The 24,840-nt window shown below is 61.8% G+C and carries 17 protein-coding genes and 1 tRNA gene; 11 read left to right on the forward strand and 7 right to left on the reverse strand.

Annotation, left to right across the window (positions count from 1 at the left end):
- Positions 1–69 precede the first annotated feature (69 nt).
- The 6 genes from FIV42_RS19675 to FIV42_RS19700 form a co-directional block, all read right to left on the reverse strand.
- Positions 70–1,284, reverse strand: a complete 1,215-nt coding sequence (locus tag FIV42_RS19675; RefSeq protein ID WP_141199341.1) for a porin — start codon at positions 1,282–1,284, stop codon at positions 70–72.
- Between the two features lie 147 nt (positions 1,285–1,431).
- On the reverse strand, positions 1,432–3,183 hold the full coding sequence (locus FIV42_RS19680) for a sensor histidine kinase (RefSeq protein ID WP_141199342.1): 1,752 nt from the start codon (positions 3,181–3,183) through the stop codon (positions 1,432–1,434).
- 55 nt (positions 3,184–3,238) lie between these two features.
- Positions 3,239–3,952, reverse strand: a complete 714-nt coding sequence (locus tag FIV42_RS19685; RefSeq protein ID WP_141199343.1) for a response regulator — start codon at positions 3,950–3,952, stop codon at positions 3,239–3,241.
- Positions 3,953–4,144: 192 nt separating this feature from the next.
- On the reverse strand, positions 4,145–5,185 hold the full coding sequence (locus tag FIV42_RS19690) for an NAD(P)/FAD-dependent oxidoreductase (protein WP_141199344.1): 1,041 nt from the start codon (positions 5,183–5,185) through the stop codon (positions 4,145–4,147).
- An 84-nt stretch (positions 5,186–5,269) separates the two neighbouring features.
- Entirely contained in the window at positions 5,270–6,355 is a 1,086-nt protein-coding gene (locus FIV42_RS19695) for a type III polyketide synthase (RefSeq protein ID WP_141199345.1), read from the reverse strand.
- Between the two features lie 42 nt (positions 6,356–6,397).
- Positions 6,398–7,855 (reverse strand): nicotinate phosphoribosyltransferase, encoded by a 1,458-nt coding sequence (locus FIV42_RS19700; RefSeq protein WP_141199346.1) that lies wholly within the window; start codon positions 7,853–7,855, stop codon positions 6,398–6,400.
- Between the two features lie 142 nt (positions 7,856–7,997).
- On the opposite strand from FIV42_RS19700, the gene FIV42_RS19705 reads away from it, so the two are divergent.
- The 10 genes from FIV42_RS19705 to FIV42_RS19750 all read left to right on the forward strand — a co-directional run bounded on the left by FIV42_RS19705 (position 7,998) and on the right by FIV42_RS19750 (position 22,334).
- Complete coding sequence (locus tag FIV42_RS19705; protein WP_141199347.1) at positions 7,998–8,633, forward strand: hypothetical protein; 636 nt, start codon at positions 7,998–8,000, stop codon at positions 8,631–8,633.
- 149 nt (positions 8,634–8,782) lie between these two features.
- Positions 8,783–8,855, forward strand: a tRNA-Phe gene (locus tag FIV42_RS19710).
- A gap of 348 nt (positions 8,856–9,203) precedes the next feature.
- On the forward strand, positions 9,204–10,907 hold the full coding sequence (locus FIV42_RS19715) for a vWA domain-containing protein (RefSeq protein WP_141199348.1): 1,704 nt from the start codon (positions 9,204–9,206) through the stop codon (positions 10,905–10,907).
- 80 nt (positions 10,908–10,987) lie between these two features.
- Positions 10,988–11,752 (forward strand): outer membrane beta-barrel domain-containing protein, encoded by a 765-nt coding sequence (locus tag FIV42_RS19720; RefSeq protein WP_168210783.1) that lies wholly within the window; start codon positions 10,988–10,990, stop codon positions 11,750–11,752.
- Between the two features lie 48 nt (positions 11,753–11,800).
- Positions 11,801–12,595: an outer membrane beta-barrel domain-containing protein gene (locus FIV42_RS19725; RefSeq protein ID WP_141199350.1), complete on the forward strand. Its 795-nt coding sequence runs from the start codon at positions 11,801–11,803 to the stop codon at positions 12,593–12,595.
- Between the two features lie 109 nt (positions 12,596–12,704).
- On the forward strand, positions 12,705–14,669 hold the full coding sequence (locus tag FIV42_RS19730) for a tetratricopeptide repeat protein (protein WP_168210784.1): 1,965 nt from the start codon (positions 12,705–12,707) through the stop codon (positions 14,667–14,669).
- 217 nt (positions 14,670–14,886) lie between these two features.
- On the forward strand, positions 14,887–18,345 hold the full coding sequence (locus FIV42_RS19735) for a tetratricopeptide repeat protein (protein ID WP_141199352.1): 3,459 nt from the start codon (positions 14,887–14,889) through the stop codon (positions 18,343–18,345).
- A gap of 101 nt (positions 18,346–18,446) precedes the next feature.
- Positions 18,447–19,790 carry a tetratricopeptide repeat protein gene (locus tag FIV42_RS19740; protein ID WP_168210785.1) on the forward strand — a complete coding sequence of 448 codons (1,344 nt, stop codon included), beginning with the start codon at positions 18,447–18,449 and terminating at the stop codon, positions 19,788–19,790.
- 114 nt (positions 19,791–19,904) lie between these two features.
- Positions 19,905–20,162 carry a hypothetical protein gene (locus tag FIV42_RS19745; RefSeq protein WP_141199354.1) on the forward strand — a complete coding sequence of 86 codons (258 nt, stop codon included), beginning with the start codon at positions 19,905–19,907 and terminating at the stop codon, positions 20,160–20,162.
- A 105-nt stretch (positions 20,163–20,267) separates the two neighbouring features.
- A complete protein-coding gene (locus tag FIV42_RS19750) occupies positions 20,268–22,334 on the forward strand; it encodes an AgmX/PglI C-terminal domain-containing protein (RefSeq protein WP_168210786.1) in 2,067 nt (688 codons plus the stop codon).
- A gap of 85 nt (positions 22,335–22,419) precedes the next feature.
- On the opposite strand, the gene FIV42_RS19755 is transcribed toward FIV42_RS19750, so the two are convergent.
- On the reverse strand, positions 22,420–23,943 hold the full coding sequence (locus tag FIV42_RS19755; protein WP_141199356.1) for an NFACT RNA binding domain-containing protein: 1,524 nt from the start codon (positions 23,941–23,943) through the stop codon (positions 22,420–22,422).
- Between the two features lie 90 nt (positions 23,944–24,033).
- Between FIV42_RS19755 and FIV42_RS19760 the strand changes: the two genes are divergently transcribed.
- On the forward strand, positions 24,034–24,822 hold the full coding sequence (locus FIV42_RS19760; protein WP_141199357.1) for a tetratricopeptide repeat protein: 789 nt from the start codon (positions 24,034–24,036) through the stop codon (positions 24,820–24,822).
- The last annotated feature ends 18 nt before the right edge of the window (positions 24,823–24,840 follow it).

Raw genomic sequence — 24,840 nt, forward strand, 5'->3', positions numbered from 1 at the left:
CTTTCTTCGATCAGATGCCCCGATTTGTAAAGGGTGCGAGCTGTTTCGGGGCACCCGGATGTCTTGTACTCAGAATGAAAGTGTCAGCTGCGTGCGCAGGCGATAAGCCGTGTCCGTGTCGTTGGGCGTCTCGACGATGATTGCGCCTGCGTCGGTCTGCCATTTGAGACTGTGTCCCCAGAAATAGACATTGAGGCCACCGAGGGCTTCGTGGACGAGCTCGTCGTCTCCCTCGTAGTCGACGCGACTGTAACGTGCAGCGGGCTGAATCATTTCACTGAGGAAATAGCCTGCCTGCACGAAGAGGCCGGTCACGAACAGGTTCTGGTCGGTCAGCGCTTCGCCATCTTGGTTGGTGGCGAGCATGAAGGCTCCGCTGGTCGAGAAACCGTGTGCCTTCAGGATATAGTCCACCGTGGCCTTCGTGGCGGACTCGTTGTCACGCTGCAGTCCGAACTGGGTCATGCCGCTGGCCCCCAGCGAAAAGCGTAGCGGTCCTCCTTTCAAATCGCCGGTGCTATAGCCTTTGATATCTCCGTAGTTGTAGGCCACGCGGCCGACGACCGACGGGTAGAAGAAGGTGGGCGTGTTCGCATCGTCGAACGAGACCACTTCGAGGTCGGTCTGTGTGCCGTTGAACACGCCGAAGAACCACTCGAAGGGGGGCGACTTCTTGTAGTTGTTGTGAATGCCCATGCCTGCGTCGAACCCTTCGCCGAACACGCTCGTCGTCAACGATCGGTCGACCAGAAGAAGCGAGCCGCTGGAGTTGATCTCGGTGCGAAGAAACGGCACGCGCCATTGACCCAGGCGCCCTTCAAAGGTGCCCGGCTCGAAGGCGTAGTTCACAAAGTAGTCGAGCAATTCGGGGTTGCCACGGTCGAAAGCGGCCTGCATGGCGTAGGTGAAATCCGGGCTTACGAAGTGGCCCGTGACATTGAGGCGTGCGCGGCGAATAAGAAAGCGCGACCGGGCCAGGTCGAGATCTTCGCCCTCCTCGGCAATCAGAAGGTCGTATTGCGTCTGCAGTCGACCGCCGATCTCGAGGCGGAAATGGCGGGTCTTTTCGTTGCCGTCATCGTCGGTTTCGTCGAGTTGACCGGCGATGAAGAAACCGTCGTCGTAACCAGCAACGCCGGTGGATTGAGCGTCGTTCGACTCGACGGTCTCTTTGGGATCATTTCCCTGAGCCGAGGCGGACGAACTGACGAAGAGAAGGGCGAGCAGCACCACCAGAGATCGGGTGAGGCGCTTGGGGCACACAAGGCATACATCCGGATACATCGACAGCCTCGACAGTTCATAAAAACGTAACGGCCACGTGACGATAAGACGCGCGATCGTTACCGCAATGTCACCTCTTTCGCCCAGCAGAACCGTGTGACAATTTTGTAACAATGCGTCACACAGCCCATTTTCTAATCAAATGGGTCAGCAGGCGGGGAGGGTGAACCAGAAGATCGAGCCGCGGGGAGTGGCCGCTTTGTAGCCGATCTGTCCGTTCATGCTGGTCACCAGGTGTTTGACGATCGAAAGTCCCAGCCCGGTGCCGCCGACTTCGCGGGAGCGACCGGAATCGACCCGGTAGAACCGTTCGAAGATGCGGTCGCGGTGGGCGGCAGGAATGCCGGGGCCGTCGTCGACCACTTCGAGCACGACGTGCTCGTCGAGGCTTCGGCCGCGGATGCTCACCTGGCCGCCCTCGTGGCTGTACTTGACGGCGTTGCCGACGAGGTTGAGCAAGACTTGGTCGAGGGCGTTGGCGTCGGCGACGGCGCACAAGTCGTCGGTGATGTCGATACTGATGTCGATGCTTCGCGATGCGGCGTGAGCGGCCACCGCATCAACCGCGCGCTCGGCGGCGCGTTGCAACGGCAGCTCGCCGGCCTCGAGGGCGTACTCGCCGGCTTCGATACGCGAGATATCGAGTAGATCGGAGATGAGTCGGCCGAGGCGCTCGGAGTTACGGATCAACGCATCCAGAAAACGCTTGGCGTGCTTGGGGTCGTCGAGCGCCCCCTCTTGAAGGGTCTCGGCGGTGGCCCGAATGATGCTCACCGGGGTGCGCAGCTCGTGTGAGACATTGGCCACAAAGTCGCGGCGCATCGTCTCGAGGCGGCGAAGCTCGGTCACGTCGTGCATGACGACGACGGTGCCGACGGTCTCTTGGCGAGGGGATGCTTGCGCGAGCACAAGCTTGGTCGACGACACGGCGACCTCGAACTCCTCACCGCCCGGACGGCCCTTTTCGGAGGCATCGAGCAACTTCTGGAGTCCGGGGGCGCGTACCACTTCGACGAGAGGACGTCCGACCGGGTTGCTCTGGAGCTCGAGAAGTTCGACCGCCGCGCGGTTGACCAGGGTGACTCGCCGTTCGTCATCGACGGCCACGACCGCCTCACTCATATTTTCCAAGACGGCTTCGAAGCGGTCCCGCTCCCGTGCGAGTTCGTCGACCGTCCGGCTCAGCTCGTCGGAGAGCCGGGTCATCGAGCCGGTCAGCCCGCTGACGATCTCGTCGCTCTCGTCCAACGGCGGACGGCCGCTCGATTCTCCGCGCGAAATGCTGCGCGCGTAGTTGACCAGCTTGCGCAGGGTGCGCGCCAGAAGGTGGGAGGCGAGTCCGCTCATGAAGATCGCCACGCCCAGGCCGAGCAGTGAGGCGACGAAGATCATCCAGCGCAGCGTCTCGACGCTGTCGTCGACCTCTCGAAGTGGCACCGATGCACGGACCACCCCGCGCACCTTCTCGGTGCGGAAGGGCAGGGCGACGTACATCATCTTTTTGTCGACGGTGGTGCTGTAGCGCTGAGAGACGCCGATCCCGGAGGTGAGGGCCTCTTGGATTTCGGGGCGATTGGCGTGGTTTTCGACCGCATTGACCTCGTCGACCGACAACTCGGAGTCGCCAAGGACAACGCCGTCGGTGCGAATCACGGTCACCCGCGAATCGGTCGCCTCGCCCATACGGTCGGCGAGAGGATCGATGGCGGCGATGTTGGAGGGGTCGTCGGCGTCAATCGCCGAGACGAGCAGAGCATCGGCAGCGCGTGCGCTGTGCTTGAGCTCGCTCTCAATACGCGAGACGAGCCAGCCACGAAGGGCATTCTCCAGATAGGCCGCGCTCGACAGACCGACGACGGCCATCAGCACAAGCGAGACCAAGAAGAGTTTTGCCCGCACGCCCAGTTTCAAGCACGCTCCCTTACCAAGTAACCCTAAGTAACCCTAAGTAACCCTAAGTAACCCACTTATCCGGCCGCGCCTTGAACCGATACCCGACCCCGCGGATCGTCTCGATATAGTCGCCGGCCGAGCCGAGCTTCTCGCGAAGACGTTTGACGTGGGTGTCGACCGTACGGGTCATCACGTCGGCGTTGATGTCCCAGACGTCCGAGAGGAGCACCTCACGAGTCTGCACGCGCCCCTTGCGACGCATGAAAGTGGTGAGCAGCTTGAACTCCAGGGCGGTCAGGCGGATTTCCTCGTCGTCGACCCACACCCGATGGCCGGGCACGTCGACGCTAACGTTGCCGAATTCGAGCTCGTCCCCGACTTCTTCGGGTTCCTCGGCGTGGTTGGAACGACGCAGGATTGCGCGAATGCGCAGCGTCAGCTCACGCACGCTGAACGGCTTGACCACATAGTCGTCGGCGCCGACCTCGAAGCCGACCACCCGGTCGATCTCTTCGCCCTTGGCGGTCAGCATGAGCACAGGCGTCTCGGCGGTCTCCGCGGTCTGGCGAATCTTGCGGCACACCTCGGTGCCCGACATATCGGGCAGCATCAGGTCGAGGATGACGAGGTCGAAGTCCGGCTCGCGATCGAGCAACTCGAGAGCGTCGGCGGCGTTGAGCGCGCTGCGCGTCTCGTAGCCCTCTCGCTCCAAGTTGTACTCGAGCGTATTTACGAGGTCTTGTTCGTCGTCGACAATCAGGATGGTCTCGGCCATGATGGCACCTTTCATTCAGCAAGCACGCGATAACTCAGCAAGCACGTGCGTTTACAGCATTTCGGCTCGATTGCGCCGAGTTTTGGTGTGTGTAACACGCGCCGGGAACTGTGCACATCCCGAACGTGTGACATTTTGGTGAATGTGGACACCGGATGCTTGCCTGACACGCTCTCGGGTATCGGAAGGGTCTCAATTCCTCGCGCGGCCTCCCAGCAACGCCAAGCACCCATCGAAGAGCGGCGGCACCCGGTCGAGCATATCGATCATCGTGCCGTGGAGCCAACGTCGGCGCGAGATTTCGAGCAGAAGCCCTGTCATCCAGTAATACTCGCGGGTCAATGAGCGGTAGCGGCGTTCGTAGGCATGGGGAGCGTCGGCTGCGATTGCTTCGACCGCCGCGCAGGCCGTGGCGACGCCCAGCGCGACGCCCTCGCCGGTGAGCGGGTCGAGATAGCCGGCGGCGTCGCCCACAAGAAGCACACGCCCGACCACCCGGCGCTCGACGCGTTGCTCGAAGGGGCCGCCTCCACGCGCTTTGGAGACACTCTCGGCGCCGTGAATGCGTGCGGCGAGCACCGGGAAGTGGTCGAGGAGCTCGTCGAAGCGGCCACCGTCGGGCACTAAGAAGGCGACCCCGACTGTTTCGGGGCCCACAGGGGTCACATACGCTTCGCCGCGGCTGCCCCAGTGGACCTCGACGCGGTCACACCAAGGAGGGCGCCGGAAGTGGCGGCGCACGCCGAAGCGCGAGGGGCGGCGCGGCTCGAGCGCGACGTCGAGTTGTCGGCGTATTTGGGAGTGGAGCCCGTCGGCGGCGATGAGGTAGCGAGCGAGGTGGCCGGCGGCCGACACGTGGCTGGCGCGTTGGTCGACCTGGTCGACGTGGCCCTGGATGCGCTCGACGCCGGCGCGGTCGGCGGCTTGGGACAGACGCCGATGCAGTTCGGTGCGCCGCACGCCGAGGCCAGGGCGTGCGAAATCTCCGGTGGCGGTGCGGGCGGGATCATAGGCGTCGACGTAGCGAATGCCCGCGAACGGATGGCCGTCGATGTCTCGGACGCCCAGCGCCTCGAGCCGCTCGAGCGCGGCGGGCATCAGGCCCTCGCCGCACGCCTTGTCGATAGGCGCAGGCTTGGGCTCGATGATCGCGCAGTCCAGGCCGAGTTGGGCGGCGCGAATCCCTGCCGCAAGTCCCGCGGGGCCCCCTCCGGCTATCAAGATGTCGCGCATAACGGCTCCCCGCGTGGGGGAGGTGCCGAGCGGAGTCCGCGAGGCGTAGGGGTGTTCGCCGCTCGACAACCTCCAAGACACAAACTAACCCAACAACACAAACTCCGCCGAAAACCCGGGGCCCATCGCCATGAGCACCGCCGGCAACTCCATGTCGCGATCAATCTCCTGTTGGAGCACATGCAGCACCGAGGCGCTCGACATGTTGCCGACCTGGGAGAGCGAGCGCCATGCGCTCTCGAGTTCATCGTCTTCGAGGGATAGCGCCGACTCGATTGCCTGGAGCACCTTCGGACCTCCCGGGTGTGAGATCCAAGTCCGGATGTCGGCACGGCCGAGGTTGTGGCCGTCCAAAAAAGCGTCGACCTCGGCGGCGAGTTCGGTCTCGATGACCTCGGGCAGATCGCCCGAGAGCACCAGCCCGAAGCCGTGCTCGTCGATCTCCCAGCCCATCACCCACTCGGTGTCGTGATAGAAGGCGCTGTGGTTGGCGACCAGGCGTGCCCCGTCGTGACCGTTGGCGTTGGCTTTGTCGGCGCCCACCCCCACCACGGCGGCGGCTCCGTCGGCGAAGAGCGCCGCGGCGATATAGTCGGCGATGGAGGTTTCGTGGCGCTCGACCGTAAGCGAGCACAGCTCGACCGACAGGAGCACCGCAGTGTGGTCCGGGTGCGCGCGAAGATACTCGGACATGCGCGCCACGCCCGCAGCGCCGCCCACGCAACCCAACCCGAACATCGGGGTGCGCTGGATGGTGCGCGGAAGCTTCATCTTGTTGATGATCTTGGCGTCGATGCTCGGGCTGGCGACCCCGGTCACGGTGGTAAAGAAGATCGCGTCGAGATCGTCGCTGGACACACCGGCCGCCTCGAGTGCGTCTGCGATCGCGCGCTCACCCAGCTCGCTCGCCACCTCGATGAAGTGGTTGTTGGCCGTGCCGAAGTCGCGAAACTCGGCATAGCGATGCGGAGCGAGCGCCAAGTGGCGGGTCTCGACGCCGACGGCGTCGAAGAAGTAGTCGACCCACTCACCGTCGTAGTCGACACCGTGCGCATCCCACAGCGCGCAAAGCGCCTGTCGGGCCTCGGCTTGGTCGACCCGGTGGGGCGGAAAGGCGACGCCCACGCCTGCGACGGCTGGAGCATCTGTATGCTTGGATGGGCTTGTCATGTCGGTCGTCCTCAAAAAGGCCTGTTAGTAAGCATCGGCAAGCTAGCGGTCTTCGTTAAGATGGGTTTTGCGGGCCGTTTGGAGCGTGCGATCGCGAAGATCGCGCATCTGTTCGCTCAAGCCGACCTTATAGACATGCGGGTTCTGAAAGCGCTTGTGCTCGCCGGGCAATCGGTCGAGGCGCTCTTGGGCGTACGCGGCCGCATCGTGTGCGCTCGGTCGATCGACGAGCACCTCGCCGTCGTTCATCACCGGCCGCAGCAGCGTCTCATTGTCGAACCCCTCGATGGCCACGTGCTTGTCGTCGTCGAACGGGTGGTGCATGTGGTCGGGCTCGGTTTGCCCATCGACCACGACACAATCACCATAGAACATCCCCTGCTCGTCGATGAGCCGGAGCACTTGTTTGTGCCCCGGGAAGTTCACTTTGACTCGGCTCTCCGAGAGCTTGAGGCGTGGCTTGTCGTCGACCTGACTCAACTTGTAGACGCCGTCGAGGGCCGGACAATCGTAAGAGGTGACCAGCCGGGTCCCCACGCCGAAAGCGTCGATGGGGGCGTCTTGGTCGAGCAGCGACTTGATCACGTGCTCGTCGAGCTGGTTGGACGCCGCGATCTTGACGTAGTCGAGGCCGGCGTCGTCGAGCATCTTGCGGGCGCGCTTGGCCAGCCACGCCAGGTCCCCACTGTCGAGTCGGATGCCGTCGAGGCGCTCGCCGCGCTCCTCCATCTCTTTGCCCACCGTGATCGCGTTGGGCACGCCACTTTCGAGGGTGTCGTAGGTGTCGACGAGAAGGATGCACTTTTCGGGGAACGCGTCGGCGTAGGTTCGAAACGCCTCCAACTCGGTGTCGAAGCTCTGAATCCAAGAGTGCGCCTGGGTGCCCGTGATCGGGATCCCGTCGCGATAGCCTGCGAAGACGTTGGAGGTCGAGTCGCATCCGCCGACGACCGCCGCACGGCTCAATTGCATGCCTGCAAATCCCTGGGCGCGGCGAAGCCCGAAGTCGATCACCTTCTTGTCGGGGCCGGCCGCTTCGCGAAGCCGCGACGCTTTGGTGGCGATCAACGACTCGAAGTTGAGCACGTTGAGCAGGGCCGATTCGACAATCTGTGCCTCGAGCAAACCTCCGCGTACTCGCACGACTGGCTCGAAGGGAAAGACCAATTCGCCCTCGCGAGGGGCGAGCACCTCGGCCTCGAAGCGAAACGCACGCAGATGTTCGAGGAAGTCGTTCGCGAATCCCTGTTCGGCGAGGTAGGCGATCGCCTCGTCGTCGAAGCAAAGATCGCTCAGAACCTCGAGGAGCGTGTCGAGCCCCGAGAAGACGACATAGCCTCCGTCACATGGCACCTTGCGAAAGAAGTAGTCGAAGCAAGCTTGTTGCTCGTACTTGCCCGACTTGAAGTAGCCCTGCGCCATCGTCAGTTCGTATTGGTCCGTGTAGATGGAGCCGAGGGCGCCGAGCGGGTTTTTGACAGTTTGAATGAGATCGGTCATTTGAGTTCGCAGCGTCGGGTGTACATTGTCGACGTCGGTCGATTAGTGTCGCTCCACAAGCTAGAGCCAAAGCGGGGCCGATCAACTCGGCGGCGCCGTTCACCGTGCCCTTCGAGGCACTCCTTTTGCCATTAGAGATAAGATGCTCGAACTAATCTGGCGGTTACGCTTGCCCACGCTGGACGATGAATCCGTGGTGCTTCCATTGATCTCGGCGATCGCCCAGACGCCGGGTTTCTCCGCCGGAAGTTATGACCTGAATCAAAAGGAGCAGTGGCGCAGCTTCGAACTCGAGCGCGCCGTGGTCGACGCGCTCACCCAGCGCACTCAACTGATGCGCATTCGCGGCGACGAGTCCGGGGCGATGGCGATGATCGCCTTCGGGAAGCGCGAAGAGCAGCCGACGGCGATCATTCGGCTGCCCGACCCACCAGAACTGACGGAGCTCGTGTCGGGATGGCCCGAGCTGTACGAGGACTTGCCTGTCGAATCGACGGTGATCTCCGACGCGACCTGGCGCCACGCCCTGCAGAGCGCGGGACTCGCCACCGAGATCACGGGCGGACTCTTGGGAATGGTCTTTGGGTGGCGGCGTGGCACGGAGCCTCGCGAGTTGGCAGAAATCGTGAGCCACGACTCGGTCGTGGACACCCCAATCCGCCTCGACCGGGAATCAAACCATCTGGTGCTGTGGCTCTCGGAGACGCCCGAGATCAGCTCCGATGCCCACCAAAAGGGCCTCGAGCACGTCGCACGCCGGCTCATTCGCTCCTCCTGAATTGGTACGAATGAGGAGCGAAAACGGGGGCGCGAAAAAGATTCCCAAAAAACTTATGAAAGGCGCTTGACAACCCGGTGGGCCAGGCATATAAACCCTCTCCCGCGACGGAGACCAAACGCTCCGAAGCGAAGAGCAGAACGGCACATGCGTAGGTAGCTCAGTCGGTAGAGCACGGCCCTGAAAAGGCCGGTGTCGGCGGTTCGATTCCGTCCCTACGCACTACAGCAAAAGCGCGATCGGAGCTCATCCGATCGCGCTTTTCTCGTTCTTGCCCCCTCCGCCTTCCAAACCCTCATCCACAACCCCTCCCAACACGTCACACTGACGTCATACTTGCATCGACTGATAATTACGGGTACAACGTCGTGCCTGATTGGGATGAATAGGGCAACGCGGCGATTCATCGCCATATTTCAACGCCTTGCGGCGTCCAAAGCGTTGTCGTTGCACGTCTCTTTGGTTCTCTAGTAACCTGTTGGGCGGGCAGAATAAATCACGAATTCTGCCGCGGTCTGGGAAGGCTCGGCGGCTTGTGTTGAATTCGGACAGTCTCGAGGAAAGCGCAAAATGACGAAACGGCAGGACGTAGGGTCGAGTTGGATCAGCAAGATCCGTCGTGGCGGCACCGCCTTGGCGGCCATCGGTCTTTTGGGATCGCTGGGAGTTGCAGCATCCGGCTGTGACACCGTGGCCCTGATCAGCTTCTCGGAGCGCAGCTTCACCAATATTCACTCGTCGGGCTTCACCGCCCCTCCGGGCTCCTGCGGGGGCGTGCAGAGCGGTGACGGCGAGATGCGGCTGCGCTTTGTGGTCACCGACGACGAGAACCGACCGATTCGCCTGGGCGAGGCGGTCGACAACCAGTCGGTCGAGCTGGACAGCGACTCGGTGGTGCTGAGCAACGGGGCGCTGATGCAGGTCGACGAGCTGCAAGCCCCGTGTGCCGACAGCACCTGCGACGCGAGCAACGGCTTTACCTGCGGGACCGCGCCCGGGCTGGAGTCCTCTAGCACCGACGACATCACGCAGTGCGTCAAAGTCGATCAGGGGCTGACCGTGAAGAGCGAGTCCAGCGCCGTGCAATTTGTCGCCGATAACGACGAGCACCAGGTTTTCGGTGTGCTTCTGGAAAATGCGGGCAGCCTCGACGGCGCCCCGCCTCCCGGCAGCCGCGGCTACTGGGATAAGAACGGCAACGGCGTGACTGGCGACTCCGAAGATCTCGGGACGGCCAGCTTCGCCATTCGCGAAACGGCTACCGACGCTGACTACGAGCGTACAGGCGCGGTCTCCGGCGTCTACACCGCTTGGCAAGAGGCCTACAAGCTGGCCTTTGGCGAGCGCCGCAAGACCTATTTCGGCCTGTGGGGCTTTGACGAGTCGACCACCGCGAGCCCGACCTCCTACATCGAGCAGGCCCGCGGTGGAGGCAGCGAGTGGAGCAACGACAAAGGTGAGATCGAGTCGGCCGTTTACCTCGAGTATTCGGACGCGTCGCCTGCACGTGAGCAGCGCGCCAACGTCTACGAGTCGATCAACTCGGTCATCAACAACCAGTACTCCACCGACAAGATGAACGAACTCGGGTTGGACCGCGCCGATTCGGTCGACAAGCAACTCGTAGTCTTCGTCGACGGTTACGACGAGATGCGCGAGAACGACGGCGTCGACATCGAACAGGTGATCCAGACTGCCAAAGAGAATAACGTTCGTCTCTTCGTCGTCCACCTCGACCCCAAGCTCGAGGATCCGGAGTTGCTTCGCGAAGACCCGATGTATCCCGAAGGTCAAGACCCCTGCTCGGACAACTCCGAGTGCAAGAACTACGAGGAGTGCCGCCAGCCGCGAGGCTACACGGATAACCCGGGTGAGACTCCCACCTCGCCGGGCACCTACGCGATGGATCAGACCTACTGCATCCCCAAGCGTGACGAATTTGGCCGCACCGGCCCCATCCACGACTACTCGCGAATCGCGTGCGAGACGGGCGGCGGCTATATCTACGTCAGCTCGACCAAGTCGCTGCGAAGCCGCATGGAGTGGACCCCCTACGCCCTCGACGGGTTGTGGGAGGCGCGCGTGACCTCGGGTGAGATTTTCCGCGGTAAAGTTCCCTTCGGTGAAGCGCTTCGCGTGCACTCCGACATGACCGTGACGGTCTCGGGTGACAGCCGTACTTACTCGTTCAGCCAGATCGGCAGCTTGGAGACCGGCGGCGACTCGAACGCCGACGATTTCGATACCCGAGGCGTCGTGTTCGCGACTGAGTAATTATCGGTGGTAGTCAGGGCGAACGATTTTCGTTAGTTTTCATGAAGTTACAAGCTCTTCGGCGTAAGCAGGAGAAAGTGGTGAAGTTTCACACCCAGTCATCCAGACTCATCGGCCTGCTCGTTTTCGCGGCCCTTCTTGTCACCCTGTCGCCGGCTTCGGCGCAGGAAGAAGGGGCCAGCGAGGGCGATAGCAGCGAGGCCGCGGCGACCGAGACCTCCCAAGAGGAGGCGCTCGATCCGAACGACCCCGACTACTGGGCCAAGACGCGCGACATCTTTACGGTGCAGAAGCGTCCGTTCCAGAAGCAGGGCCGTTTCGCGGCGACCGTCTACACGGGCATCATCCCGAACAATATCTTCGAGCAGTATTTTCCGGCCGGTGTGCGCCTGAACTACTACGTGCTCGAGAATATCGGCCTGGAGTTGTCCGGCTCGTACGCCTTCAAGGTCGACACCGGCCTGCAGGACACCATCGAGGAGAAGGACGGCGTCGGCGCTCAGCAGGTGCTGATCGGCGACACCCAGGTCTTCCACAGCAACTTCGGCGTGGTCTGGAGCCCGTTTTACGGCAAGACCGCCTTTTACAACACGGTGCTCAACTACTTCGACCTGTACCTGATGGGCGGGGCGGGGCTGGTGATCACCGAGACGCAGACCGACTTCAACGCCGAGACCTCGGCTGACTACAAGCCCGAGGGCGTCCTCGGCGCCGGCCTGGCGTTCTACTTTGGCGAGAACGCTTCGGTTCGCGCCGACTTCCGCCAGTTCGTCTTCCAGAAGACCAACGGCGGCGGCGTCGCCAACCCCTCCGAGGTCAGCCTCGGGTTCGGTTGGTTCTTTTAAAGCTTAAAAGCAATCCTCCACGATAGATTCGCATAAGGGTTTGCAGTAATGATTTCGCTCAATTCCAAACGTCGGTCGGCAAAGGCTTCCGGACGCCTGCGCGCACTGCTCGTCGCGCTGGTCGTGGCCCTCGTGACTCTGGCAGGCGCCACTGCGTCCGCCGAGGACAACAAGGGCGAGGACAAGTCGCTCGACGAGAAGCTCGACACCTACTGGTCGGTCGATCGCGAACTGCCGGCGGTCCAAGAGCGCACTTTCACGCGTGAAGGACGCATTGGCCTCGGATTGTATGCCGGACTGCTCTCCAGCGAGCCGTTCTACTACTACTATCCGGTGGGCCTGCGCGGCTCGTATTTCTTCAATAACTTCCTGGGAATCGAGGTCGAGGGCTCGTTCATGGACGCCCCGGGCGTCCTGACCCACGACACCGAGTTGACCGACTTTCTCGAGATCGCTCGAGAGGACTCGTTCGACAAGGCGATCGACACCGAGGATCGGTTTTTGTGGCGAGCCAACGTGCTGCTGACCTGGCACCCGCTATACGGCAAGCTGGCGTTTTTGCAGCGCAAGCTGACGCATTTCGATTTCAACCTCGCCCTCGGTGCCGGGCTGGTCGGCGTCGACCGTCCGGACGATCTTCGCCAGGACCACAGTTCGTCGGTGGCTCCGGAGCTCGTCTTCGGCGGCGGCATCCAGTTCTTCGCCACCCACGACATCGTGCTGCGCCTCGAAGGTCGCGGCTATGTCTACCAGGGAGCCAAGACGCCCTCGAACGAAGATAGCTTCGTCAAGCAGCTGCAGGTCCCCACCGAGTTTCTGCTCGGTGCGTCGTACATGTTCTGAGAGAACCCCATTCGCCGGCCACCATCGGTCGGCGCCGTTGATACTCGTGCCGCACTCGTCGCCTATGGCGGCGGGTGGCTGTACCTAACGCAAGTCGGGAATGATGTTTATGCGATCGCAGATTCAGAAAGCTGAGACCGGACGGGCCGTTCGTCGGCGGTTTCGCCTTCTCAAGCGCGTGCTGATGTGCCTTCTGGTCGCGGCCATGTGGACCGCTCCGGTGAGCAGCGCGCACGCGCTCGACAAAAACCAGATCATCCAGATGAGCAAGCTCGGGATGGAGACCAATGCCATCAAGGGCGCCATCGATGGTGCTGGCAGCGAGCTCAAGCTCAGCCCCGAAGAGGTTGGCGAGCTGCGCGCGGCGGGTGTCGATGAAGAGGTCATCAAGTACCTCGAGGCGACCGGCCATGTCGAAGGCGGCGATGAAGCCGACGGCGGCGAAGAGGCTCCGGCCCCGGCCGACGACGAGGCCAGCGGACCGGCTCCGGCTCCTGCTCCCGGCGAGGAAGAGGAGTCCAAGGAGTACACCGAGGAGGAGCTCGAGAAGCTCGCCGAGGAAAAGGCCAAGGAGATCAACGAGGAGAAGAAGGCCGAAGAGGCGCGTCAGCGCAAGATTCAGGCCGAAGCTCGCAAGCTCCCACAGGCCAAGCGCGCGGTCGAAAGCGGCGACAACATGTCCGCCGCCAAGACCTACCTGAAGTTCCTGTCGCTCAACCCCGATCCGGAGGGCGACGACTTCTACGCAGCCAAGTTCGGCTTGGCCAAGGCGCTGTACCAGGAAGGCATCTTGTCGGGAGCGGCTAACCCGCTGCTCGACGTGATCATGGCCGGCGCCCAGCGCCCGCACTTCAAAGAAGCCTTCTACATGCTCGAGGAGCTCACCAAGCGCATCGGCTTCCAGCCGCCGCTTCTCGAGGAGATGACCAAGTTCTACGTCGGCGACATGAACGCCAAGTTCAAGAACGACTTCCACTACTATCTCGGGAAGTTCTTCTTCGACTACGGCCGTGGCGACCTGGCGATCGAATATCTGGACAAAGTCGAAAAGGGTGCCGCCGATTATCCCGAGGCGCTGTACCTGAAAGGCGTCGCGCAGCTCGAGCAGCAGAAGCAGGGTGAAGCCCTCAAGAACTTCGAGCGCGCCATCGTCGCCGGTGAGCAGGAGCCGGGCGGTAACGAGGAGATCTTGCAGCTGGGCTACATGGCTCTGGCTCGTGTCTTCTACGAGGTCGGCTACTACGACGTCGCGCTGTACTACTATCAGAAGATTCCGTCCAAATCGGCTCGCAACGCCTCGGCGACCTTCGAGACCGCTTGGACGTACTTCATGAAGAACGACTACAAGCGTGCCCTGGGTACCTTCCACACGCTGCACAGTCCGTACTACTCGGAGTGGTACTTCCCCGACCTCTACATCCTGGAGTCGGCGGTCTACCTGAACCTGTGCCAATTCGACAAAAGTAAAGAGGCGCTGGCTAAGTTCCAGCAGACCTACCTCGACAAGCGCCCGGTGCTCGAGAAGTTCCTGCAGGAGACGACCGAGCCGAAGGCCTACTGGACCGCGCTCACGGGTATCTACCAGAAAGACAAGCCCAAGGCCGCGCGCAACCTGCCGCCGATGTTCGCCAACGCGGTGCTCGACGAACTCGAGTTTTACAACGTCTACGGTGTCATCCAGACGCTCAAAAAGGAGCGCGACGCGCTCAAGCAGAACGTCTCGGCACTCGGCGAGTTCGGCCAGCAGGTGCTCGGCAGCGTGGAGAGTCAACTCGACACCAAGATTGAAGAGGGCGGCATCCTCGTCCAGCAGAAGCTCAGCGAGGTCAACAAAGAGCTGCAGGACTGGGACCTCAAAGCGACCCAGATTTCGTTCGACATTGGCAGCGAAGAGGAAGCCCAACTCGAGCGTCGTCTTCGCAACCAGAGCGTCGAGGAAGAAGGCGTCGAGCAGGGCACCACGTTGCTCATCGTCGCCGACGACTTCACCCCGTGGCCTTTCGAAGGTGAGTACTGGGCTGACGAGGTCACCAACTACCGCAGCCGACTGCGTTCGAGCTGCAGCGCGGAGTAAGGTGGGTTAGCAGACTCCACTTGCGCCAAACCCCCGTCGGACGTCGTTCAACGGGGGTTGGCGCGTGCAGGAACAACATTTCGGAATCGGGCTGCTGCTCAAGGTGTTTCCGAGATGAACATACAGAGAAACCAGAAACCGCAGCGACGACAGGAACCTTACGTCGTGGGCGTGGTCTAACTGGAACGAGTAGCCAAGGCTCCAAGTGTATAGAGCGATGAATTATAGAAAAACCATCAAGCGTACGATCTGCCTCGCATGTGTGGCGGCTGTTACCGGCCTCGCCGGCCCGGCCTTCACCCAGGACGTCTCCAAAGGCCCGCGCAAAGAAGCGGTCTCGAAAGACACCAAGGAAGAGGCGTCCAAGCGTGCGGAGGAACTCTCCAAGCGTCTCGACCAGGACCGCACGAAGAAGGACGGCGGACCCAAGGGGCCTGGTAAAAGCCTCGAGGAGTTCCAGGACGAGCAGCAACAGATGACGCCCGAGCAGATCGATGCGCTCAAGCGCAAGATCGAGGCGAAGAACCGCAAGCTCATCAGCCAGCTCGACAAGCTCATCCAAAATGATCCGTACAACGAGCAAAAGCCTTCCTGGATGTTCCAGAAGGCCGAGCGGATGTGGAAGCTGCGCAACATGGAGTACCTGCGCGCTCGCGCTCAGTACAACCAGTGCTTGGCCGCCTCCGATCAGGGCACGGCCGGCGACTGTGAAGAGCCGCAGCCCGAGTATGGCGAGGCTCAAGAGATCTACAAAGAGATCTTGACCCAGTATCCCGACTACGCTCGCCTCGACGAGGTCATCTTCCGTCTCGGAAGTGGCTTGATCGAAGCCGACAAGGGCGCCCAGGCGGTCAGCTACTTGCAGCGTTTGGTCAAGAACTACCCGAACTCGAAGTACCAGCCGGACGCGAACCTCGCGCTGGCCGAGTTCTTCTTCAAAAAGGAGATGCTCGGAGCCGCGCGCGACAAGTACCAGGCGGTGCTCAAGCACAAGAACAACGACAACTACGACTTCGCGCTCTACAAGCTCGGCTGGGTCTTCTACAACCAGGGCGAGTACCAGAAGAGTGTCGACACCTTCAAAAGCGTCGTCGAGCGCACCAACGAGAAGCTCGGTTTCCAAAACCAGGCGATCAACGACCTGGTCGTGGCCTACGCCGAGATCCCGGACGGCTGGAAAAAAGTCCGCGAGTACTTCCTGAAGAAGCGTGACCTGGAGTTCACCTACAAGAAGCTCGGCCAGATGGCCGGCCTCTATGAGGGGCAGGGTAAGGACGATCAAGCGATCGCCATCTACGAGTACTTCATTAAAGAGCGACCCAACCACAAGAATATCCCCGAGTGGATGGAGTCGATCATCGTCGCCAAGAAGAAGATCAACGACTTCGAGGATCTCGAAAAGACGATGACCACCTATGTCTCCTACCTCGACCCGGATGGAACCTGGGCGAAGAAGAACAAGGAGAACAAAGGTGCGCTTCACAACGCCGGGATGCTCTCCCAGGCGTCGCTGGCCTTCCTTGCGAACACCTATCACCGCAAGGCCCAGAAGCACGACACCACCGAGGACTACCAGGCAGCGGTCAAGTACTACACCGAGTTCATCGAGCGGTTCCCGACGGCGCCGTACTCGTTCGACATGAACTTCTTCGTCGCCGACATCTACCTTCTCGAGCTCAAGAACTACGAGAAGGCCGGCGAGTACTACCAGAAGGTCGTCAACCTCTATAAGGACGACAAGACGCCCAAAGACGCCAAGAAAGAGGACGTCGAGGCGATCGTCAAAGACTCGGCCTACGGTGTGGTCAACGCCTACAACGAGCTGGTCAAAAAGCACCACGAGGACAGCATCCTCGTCGAGATGGCCAAGTACCAGGAAGAGCACGGCGACCGAGAGTTCAAAAAGGACACGGTCGACTCGACCACCGAGTCGAAGCCGAATCCGAAGGTCGACCTGCTCAAGTACGAGAAAGGCTTCGTGGAAGCCTCCGACCAGTACTCGGAGATGTACCCCGACGACGAGATTACCCCGACGATCGACTACGTCGCCGCCGAGGTCTACAAGGCGCGCGGCCACTACGACAAGTGTGTGCCGCGTTACGAGAACATCATCGAGAACGCTCCCAAGCACCGCTACGCCAGCTACGCCGGCGGAAGTCTCTTGGTGGCCAACTACGTGCTCAAGAACTGGGACGAGGTCGAGAAGTGGGCGCGCTACATGATGGAAAAGAAGATTTTCCACGTGACGCCCAAGGAAGACCTCAAGCAGGCAATCGCCCTGGCGATCAACGAGCGCGCCAAAGAGCTCAAGGAAGCAAAGAACTTCGACAAAGCGACCGCCGAGCTGCTGCGACTGGCTGAGGAGTTCCCCAAGTCGGACCTGGCGCCGGGCGCCCTGTTCAACGCCGGCGCCATCTACGAGGCCGGCGAGCAGACCAACAAGGCTGTGGAGGTCTACGAGCGCGTCGTCAAAGATTACCCCAAGAGCCTGCAGGCTCCCGAGGCGCTGTTCGTCATGGGCGCGATCTACAAGACGCGCGCCGACTTCACCACCGCCGCCGATTACTTCGCCCGCATGGGCTCGACGGCCAAGTACAAGAACGCCGAGGGTGACGAGGTCGAGTACCGCGACCACCCCAAGGCTGCCAGCGCCGTCTACAACGCTGCGTTCCTGCGCGAGAACATGGAGCAGTGGGACAAGGCGATCGAGACCTACGACAAGTACGTGAAGCTCTACTCGGACCGCGAGGAAGAGAAAGAGCAGGTCAAGAAGGTCAAGCGCGTGCTTCCGTACCTCGAGATGGAAAAAGAGGACTGGAAAGCCGCTCTCGACCGCTTCAAAGACTACGCCAAGCTCGACAGCGTCGAGAAGAAAGAACACGTCATGCTCAACAGCGAGATGGGCGTCTTGGTCGAGAAGATCGAAGGCCGTCGCTGGGAGAAAGAGTCCAACGACTACTTCGACAAGGCGCTCGAGACGTGGAAGTCGCTCGAGGAGAAGGAGCAGAAGCAGATGCGCTACTACGCCGCGCAGGCTCGCTTCCGCCAGGCCGAGCGTATCTACAATGAGTTCAAAGAGGTCAAACTGCAGTTCCCGATGAACAAACTGGTCAAGGGAATGCAGAAGAAAGGTCAGCTCGAGCAGGATGCCGAGAAGATCTACAAAGAGGTCATCGAGATGGGCAGCAAGAAGTGGCTGGCTGCCGGTGCGTATCGCATCGGTCAGATGTACCGCGACTTCGCCGACCAGCTCGAGAACCTGCCGATTCCCGAAGGCCTGACCGAGCGTCAGCGCATGGACTACGAGTTCACCCTTCAGGACCGCATCATGCCCCTGAAGGACAAGGCGCTGGGCGCCTTCCAGTACGCCGTCAAGTTGGCCCTCGAGGCCCAGGCGTACAACGAGTGGTCCAAAAAGTCGGCCGAGCAGATCGCCAGCATGGAGCCGGACACCTATCCGATCCAGGAGCAGCAAAACGTCGAGACCGAGCACGGACGCATCAACTTCTTCGTGCCCAAGCCGCTGACCGACCTCGAGGCGATCGCCGAGCGCGTCAAAGAGCGCAAGGCGGCCCAGCCCGAGCCGCAGCCGGCTCCGGGCGAGACCGGCCCGGACGGCGCTCCCGCAAAGGACGCGCCCGAAGGTGAAGCCGACGCTCCGCAGGCAAAGAAGTAAGGATACTGGCTCGAAGACGCCGCGCGGCGTAGCCTCGCTCGAGGAGCCAAGGCAAGCCGCCGCGCTCAGTCATAGATCATTGAGAGATGGGAAACACACCCATGAAGATGTTGCTACAATCCAAGAGTCGCCTTCTCCCGAAACTTCTGGTGCTCGTCTTTGCCGCGACCCAGATGTGGGCCTGCTCGACGAGCAAGCCCAAAGAGGACAAGAAGGTCGAGGAAGTCCAAAAGGCTCAGGCCGAAGTGCTCGCTGAAGAGATGGGCATGGACGTCGAGACGGTCAAGACCTTCCAGAAGGCCCTGGCTGAACTCCAGAAGACCAAGCCCGACGTCGCCAAGGCGGAAGAGCTTTTGGTCAGCGTGCTCGAAGCCGAGCCGGACTTCGCCGAAGCCCACTACAACCTGGGCGTGCTGTACTCGAACGCGCTTCGTTACGACGAGGCGACCGAGCATCTCGAGAAAGCCCGCGAGATCGAGCCCGAAGAGCTCGACCACACGGTCGCTCTGGCGCAGGCTTATGCCGTCACCGAGAAGTACGACAAGGCCCAGACGCTCTTTGAAGAGGTCGTGGCTCGCCAGCCCAAGAACCTGACCGCCAAGAACAACCTGGCGGTCCTGGCGCTCAAAGCCGGCGACGACAAGAAGGCTATGGAGTACGTGCGTGACGTGCTTCGCGAAGACTACGAGAACGTCGGCGCGCTGAGCACGCTGGGCCTGATCAACAAAAAGCGAGAGAATATCTCGCTGGCCAAGTTCGCGCTCAAAGAGGCGATCAAGCTGTCGAAGGACAACCCGGATCCCGATCTGCACAACAACCTGGGTCTGGTCTACATGATGGAAGACGACGTGCCCAACGCCGTCGAGCAGTTCGAGAAGGCCAACAAGGCCGGCCCGAACTACTTGGAGAGTCGGCTGAACCTGGGCGCCATCCTCATCGAGTATTTGGCCTACGAGCGCGCCTCTACGCAGTTTGCCGAGGCCGTGCGCATCGCGCCGCAGCACTGTGTGGCGCGCCTGGGTAAGGCGGCCGCAGACTACGGGTTCGGTTCGACGGGCAACGCCGATGCGAACAAAGCTTCGGCCGAGAACTTCGAATACTACCTCGACAATTGCAAAGCGGACGACCTGTCGAGCCACGAGCGTCTGGCGAAGCTCTATGAGACGAAGCTGGGCGATCCGGCCAAGGCCGCCAAGCATTACCGCAAGCTGGCGACGCTGACCGAGGACGAAGAGAAGAAGAACTTCTACAAGGCGATGGCGAACACCATGGAGAGCCAGGCCAATCCTCAGCAGCAAAAGGCGCCCGAGCAGCAGGCTGAAGACGAGACCGAGCCTGCAGAAGGCGAGGGCGACGAGGCCGGCACCGAAGAAGGTGAGGACGTGGGCGCCGAGGATGTCGATGGTGAAACCACCGCCGACGCCGAAGCCGTCGAGTCCGAATAGAGCCACGAAGGTTCTCAGCGCGGCAGGTGAGCAAGACTCACCGCCGCGTTGACGCTCTGCGTGACCCTCTGCTATTTTTGTCTAGGCTTAATTCCAAGCTACAGGAGAAAGACCATGCGCAGAATGATTGGGTTGTTCATCGCCCTGGCATTCGTGCTCAGCAGCGCGAGCGCTTTCGCACAAGACGAGGGCGGCGATACGCGCTCGAAGTTCTATAACTTCGACGACATGCTCGTCGACGGCCAGCTCAAGACGCCGGACCTGATTAAAAACCAGGCCCGCGGCAAGGCCCAGTTCGAGCGTCTGCTCAACCTCAAAAAGAGCTTCATGCCCAAGATCAAGGAGTCGACCGAAGAGGCCGCACTCCAGTAGTAAGCTGCAGACGGGGCGGCCACCGCGTTCGTACGGGGTGGCCACCCGATGCATGCCACCAGCCACACGCTCAGAATCCATACTCCGGACAGGAGTCACATCACGATGAAGATCGTTTGCGGAAGCTGTGGAGCCAAGTACTCCATTGCCGACGAGAAGGTTCAGGGGAAAGTCTTCAAAATTCGCTGTAAGAAGTGCAGCAATGTGATCGTCGTCAAAGGTGATTCACAGCAAGCCGAAGACCACCAGCAGGAAGCTGCCGGTGACTCGAGCATGAGCGCCGCTTACGGCGGCACTTCGGGGGCCTCCGAATGGTACGTCGTGATTGACGGCGATCAGGTCGGCCCCATCAGCCCTGAAGAGATCGAGGCATATTACACTTCGGGCCGAGTCAACGCGGAGAGCTTCGCCTGGCGGGACGGCTTGAGCGACTGGCAGCCTCTGAGCGATCTCGAAGAGTTCGCCCACCTGACCCAGCACGACATGGGCAGTCCCGAAGACGCCACGGCCGTGGTCGAGTCGCCGTTCAACGATGCGGGCGGCGACTATGATGACGGCGGGGGCGAGTTCAACGAGGACGCCACCTCGGTGATGCCTGCCGATGATTTCCGTGCCCAGTTCGAGGAGCAAGACGCGGCGGCCAGCGCCGCAGCCGACGACGGGATGGGCTACGGCGACGATGGTGGCTACGACGCCGGCTACGATGACGGCGGCTATGATGCCTACGGCGACGGCGGCGGCGGCTACGACGATCAGTTTGGCAACGAAGCCGACAGCGGCGCCTATGCCGCCGACGGCGGCCAGGGTGGCTACGAAGGTTTCGGCGGTGCAGACGCCGGCTACGATGACGCTGGTGGCTACGACGACGGTGGAAGCTACGACAGTGGCTACGACGACGGCGGCTACGACAGTGGCTACGACGACGGCGGAAGCTACGACGACGGCTATGACTCGGGACCCTCCAACGACGGCATGTTCGCCTCGTTCGACTCGGGCGCCGACGGCGGCGATTCGGGCTACGACGGCTTTGGCGGCATGGACGACGGTGGGGCCGAGGAGTCGGAGGGCGGCGTCCAGTCGGCCAACGACATGATCGGCCAGCGCAACGAAAACTCGGTTCTGTTCAGCCTTAGCAGCCTCGACTCGGTCGGTGCTGTGGGTGGCGGAGACGACGCTTCGGCAGGCGGTGGCGGCGATAGCGGTGGTGGCGGTGGTGCCGTCACCGAAGGATCGGGTCTCATCGACATCCAAAACCTCGCCTCGGCCCACAAAGCCATGAAGGGCGGCGGTGGCGGTGGCGGCGGCGCAAGTCCCATGGGCGGCCCGGCTGCCGGTGGCGACGACGATCCGTTCGGCGCCGGTACGATGAGCATGCCCGCGCTGATGCCAATGGGCAGCCACAAGTCCAACAAGGGCCTGATCATCGGCCTCTCCATCGGCGGCATCCTGCTCGTCGGCGGTATCGCCGCGGCAGCCGTGCTTCTGCTAAACAAAGACGACAAACCCCAAGAGCCTCAGCAAAAGGTCGTCTACGTCGAGAAAGAGAGCGACGATAAAGACGAGAAGGACGACGAGAAGAAGTCGGCCGACGAAGAAGAAGCCGCCGCGGCAGCCAAAGCTGTCGAGGAGGGCGACGGGGCCAAGAAGGACGGCGAGGAGGCCGAGAAGGAGGGCGAGGACAAGGAAGAGAAAGCCTCCGCCAAGAAGGACGACGACAAGGGCAGTCGCAAGTCGACCACCACTCGACGCAAGAAGGACGACGACAAGCCCAAGCGCACCGCCAAGAAGGAAGAGAAGAAGGACGACGACCTCGGCTCGCTCATCGATGGCATCGGAAAGGGCGGGAGCAAGTCGAGCGGCGGCGGATCGAAGCCCGAGCCCAAGAAGAGCGTGCCTCAAAAGCTGAGCCGCTCGATGGTCAAGAGCACTGTCGCCAAGTACAACGGCCGCATCCACAGCTGCTACACCGGCAGCAACCGCAACAAGATGGCCGGAACCGTGTTCGTTCGCTACACCGTCAAGCCCTCGGGCCGGGTGAGCGCGGCGAGCGTGACCACCGGCAAGTTCAAGGGCACCGACGTCGGCAAATGCGTCGAGCGCGTGGTGCGCCAGATGAAGTTCCCCGAGACGCAGAGCTCGCTGACGGTGAACTACCCGTTCATCCTGAAGTAAGCTTCTCGGTCAAACACCACGAAAAAGCCCCGCACGACTGGTGCGGGGCTTTTTCCGTTCTTGAACTTACACCCTTGGCCGCGAGCTACTTTTCGGTGGCGAGCAGGCGCTCGAGGCGCTCTTTTTCGATGGCGACGCCGATCGTCGAGGCGTCGGCCACAGTCACGCGCCCCGGCGGGAAGCCCTTGGGCTTGCGCACGTATTTGGCGCGCGTGTAGGTCACGTCGACGATCGTGTCGTCCTTGCCGCGCGAGAACCAGGCAGCCAGGGTCGCCGCGTCGAGCATGTCGTCGCTCTTGGGGCTCTCGTCGTTTTTGCGCATGCGCAGGAGCACGTGCGCCCCTGCCCAGTCCCGTGCGTGGAACCACATGTCACGGCCCCGGGCGACGCTCGTGCTGACCGTATCGTTGTCGGCGGCGCCGCGGCCGACCAGGATGGCCGTGCCGTGCTTGCTCTCGAACTCACGGTACGGCTTTCGCTCCTTTTTGCCCCCGCGCGTCTGACGTTGCTTTCGCTCCGGAGGGAGGATCCCCGCTGCCTCGATACGCTCGGCAAACGCTTCCAACGCTTCGAGATCGTCGCGGTATCCGTCCAACTCCTCGAGCGCTTCCTCGACGCGATCGCGGCTCTCCATCGACTCCAGGAGCCGCTCCTCGATCTGCTCGCGGGCGTCTTTGAGGCGATGGTATTCGTGGAAGTACTGCTCGATATTGGCCTGTAGGTCGAGCGCCGGATCGAGCGGAATCTCGACCACGGGCATCGCCTCGTCGTAGAAGTCCGGCACTTCGACCGACTCGGCGCCGCGCTCGACCTTGCCCCAGGCCGACTGGAGCAACTCGCCGCGGCGTTTGTATTCGTCGGCCTCCTCGGCACGTTCGAGGTCGCCTTCGACGTGGCCGATCCGCCGCTCGAGGCGCTTTCTCCGTCGTTTCAGGCGCGATTCGACCTTGCTGAGCAGTTCGTCGAGTTCGCGCTCGTGTTTGGCCTTGCCGTAGTGCGCGGCGACGGCCCGGGAGCGTTCGAAGTTGTCCGCGGGGCGCGCGTCGAGCTCGAAGCGCACTTCCGAGCCGATTGAGGGATCGGGCGGGGGCGGTGGGGGCTCGTATGGTTTGCCTCGGCCGAGCTCGCGCCCGCCGAGCACGGCGTCGTCGAGTTGACCGATGATCATGTCGTGGGCGTCGAGCAAGAACCAGTTGGCGTGGCGGCCGGTCAGCTCGACGACGAGCGCGACGGGCATCCGGGGCGCGCGCTCGTCCTCGTCTTCAGGATCGGGCTCCCAGTCGGGATCGACCGCCTCCAGATCGAAGCGCACAATGCGGTCTTGGCTAAGTTGGCGAACTCCCTCGAAAAGCGCGCCCTCGAGCCACTTGCGCAGCTGCATCGTAAATGCCGACGGCTTGGGCGGCTGGGTCGGGCGGTCGTCGACGAAATGAATCCGGGTCAGATTCGGTTCCGTACACAGAAGCAACCGATGAGTGCGTCCGGGCTCGCGAAGCTGCAAGACGCGCGTCTGCCGGTCAGCCTCCAGTACTCGCTGGATCACCGCGCGGCCCGCCAACGGGCAGATCTCGTCGAGAATCAGCTCAATTTCGGCTCGAGATAGAGTCATAGAACGCAGAAAAGCTTGAAAAGATCGTCAATCGTGCAACAGTGACGGTTGGACACGTATGTACCGTAGCAGTTTCGACCAGGAACAGCGATGAAGTCGATGTGGTTCGGGCGTCTCGTGACGCTACTTCTCTTTTCGGTCATGGCCGCCACCACGGTCACCGTAGGCACCGGTTGTGCCACGACCGGGAAGAAAGAAGAAAACAAAAAGATCAAAGACGCCGACTGGCACTACAAGATGGGCGCCGGTTATTTCGAGTCACGTGAGATCCCGCTGGCGATCCGCGAGTTGCACACGGCTCTGAAGATGAACCCGGACCATTTCGAGGCCCACCACCTCCTCGGGTTCATCTATATGGGGCGTCGCGAATATCCCAAGGCGATCCAGCACTTCAAAGAGACGCTGCGGATCAAGCCGGATTATCACTTCGCCAAGAACAATTTGGGCACGGTCTACTTGTCCATGGAGCGCTGGAAGGAGGCGGGCGAGATCTTCTCGCAGCTTCTCGAGGAGCCGCTCTACACCACGCCCGAGCTCGCCCACAACAACCTGGGCTGGGCCTATTTTAACCGTCGGCGCTACCAAAAGGCCGTCGAGCACTTCAAGATGGCGATCTTTTTGAAGCCCCAGATGTGCCTGGCCTACAACAACCTGGGCCGAAGCTACGAGGCGTTGCGCCAGAGCCACAGGGCCGTGCGCAACTATCGCAAGGCGATCGAGAAGTGCCCCCAAAATTACGCCGAGCCTCACTTCCACCTGGCCAAGCTGCTGCAGAGCCAGGGAGATCCGAGCGCGCGCGCTCACTTCGAGAAGTGCCTCGAGATGCAACCCGATTCGAATCTCGGTGACCGCTGCCGTCAGTACCTGCAGGTGCCTTGATGCGTTCGTCGCACCCCC

It is taken from the genome of Persicimonas caeni (assembly GCF_006517175.1).
In the GTDB taxonomy this organism is placed as follows: domain Bacteria; phylum Myxococcota_A; class Bradymonadia; order Bradymonadales; family Bradymonadaceae; genus Persicimonas; species Persicimonas caeni.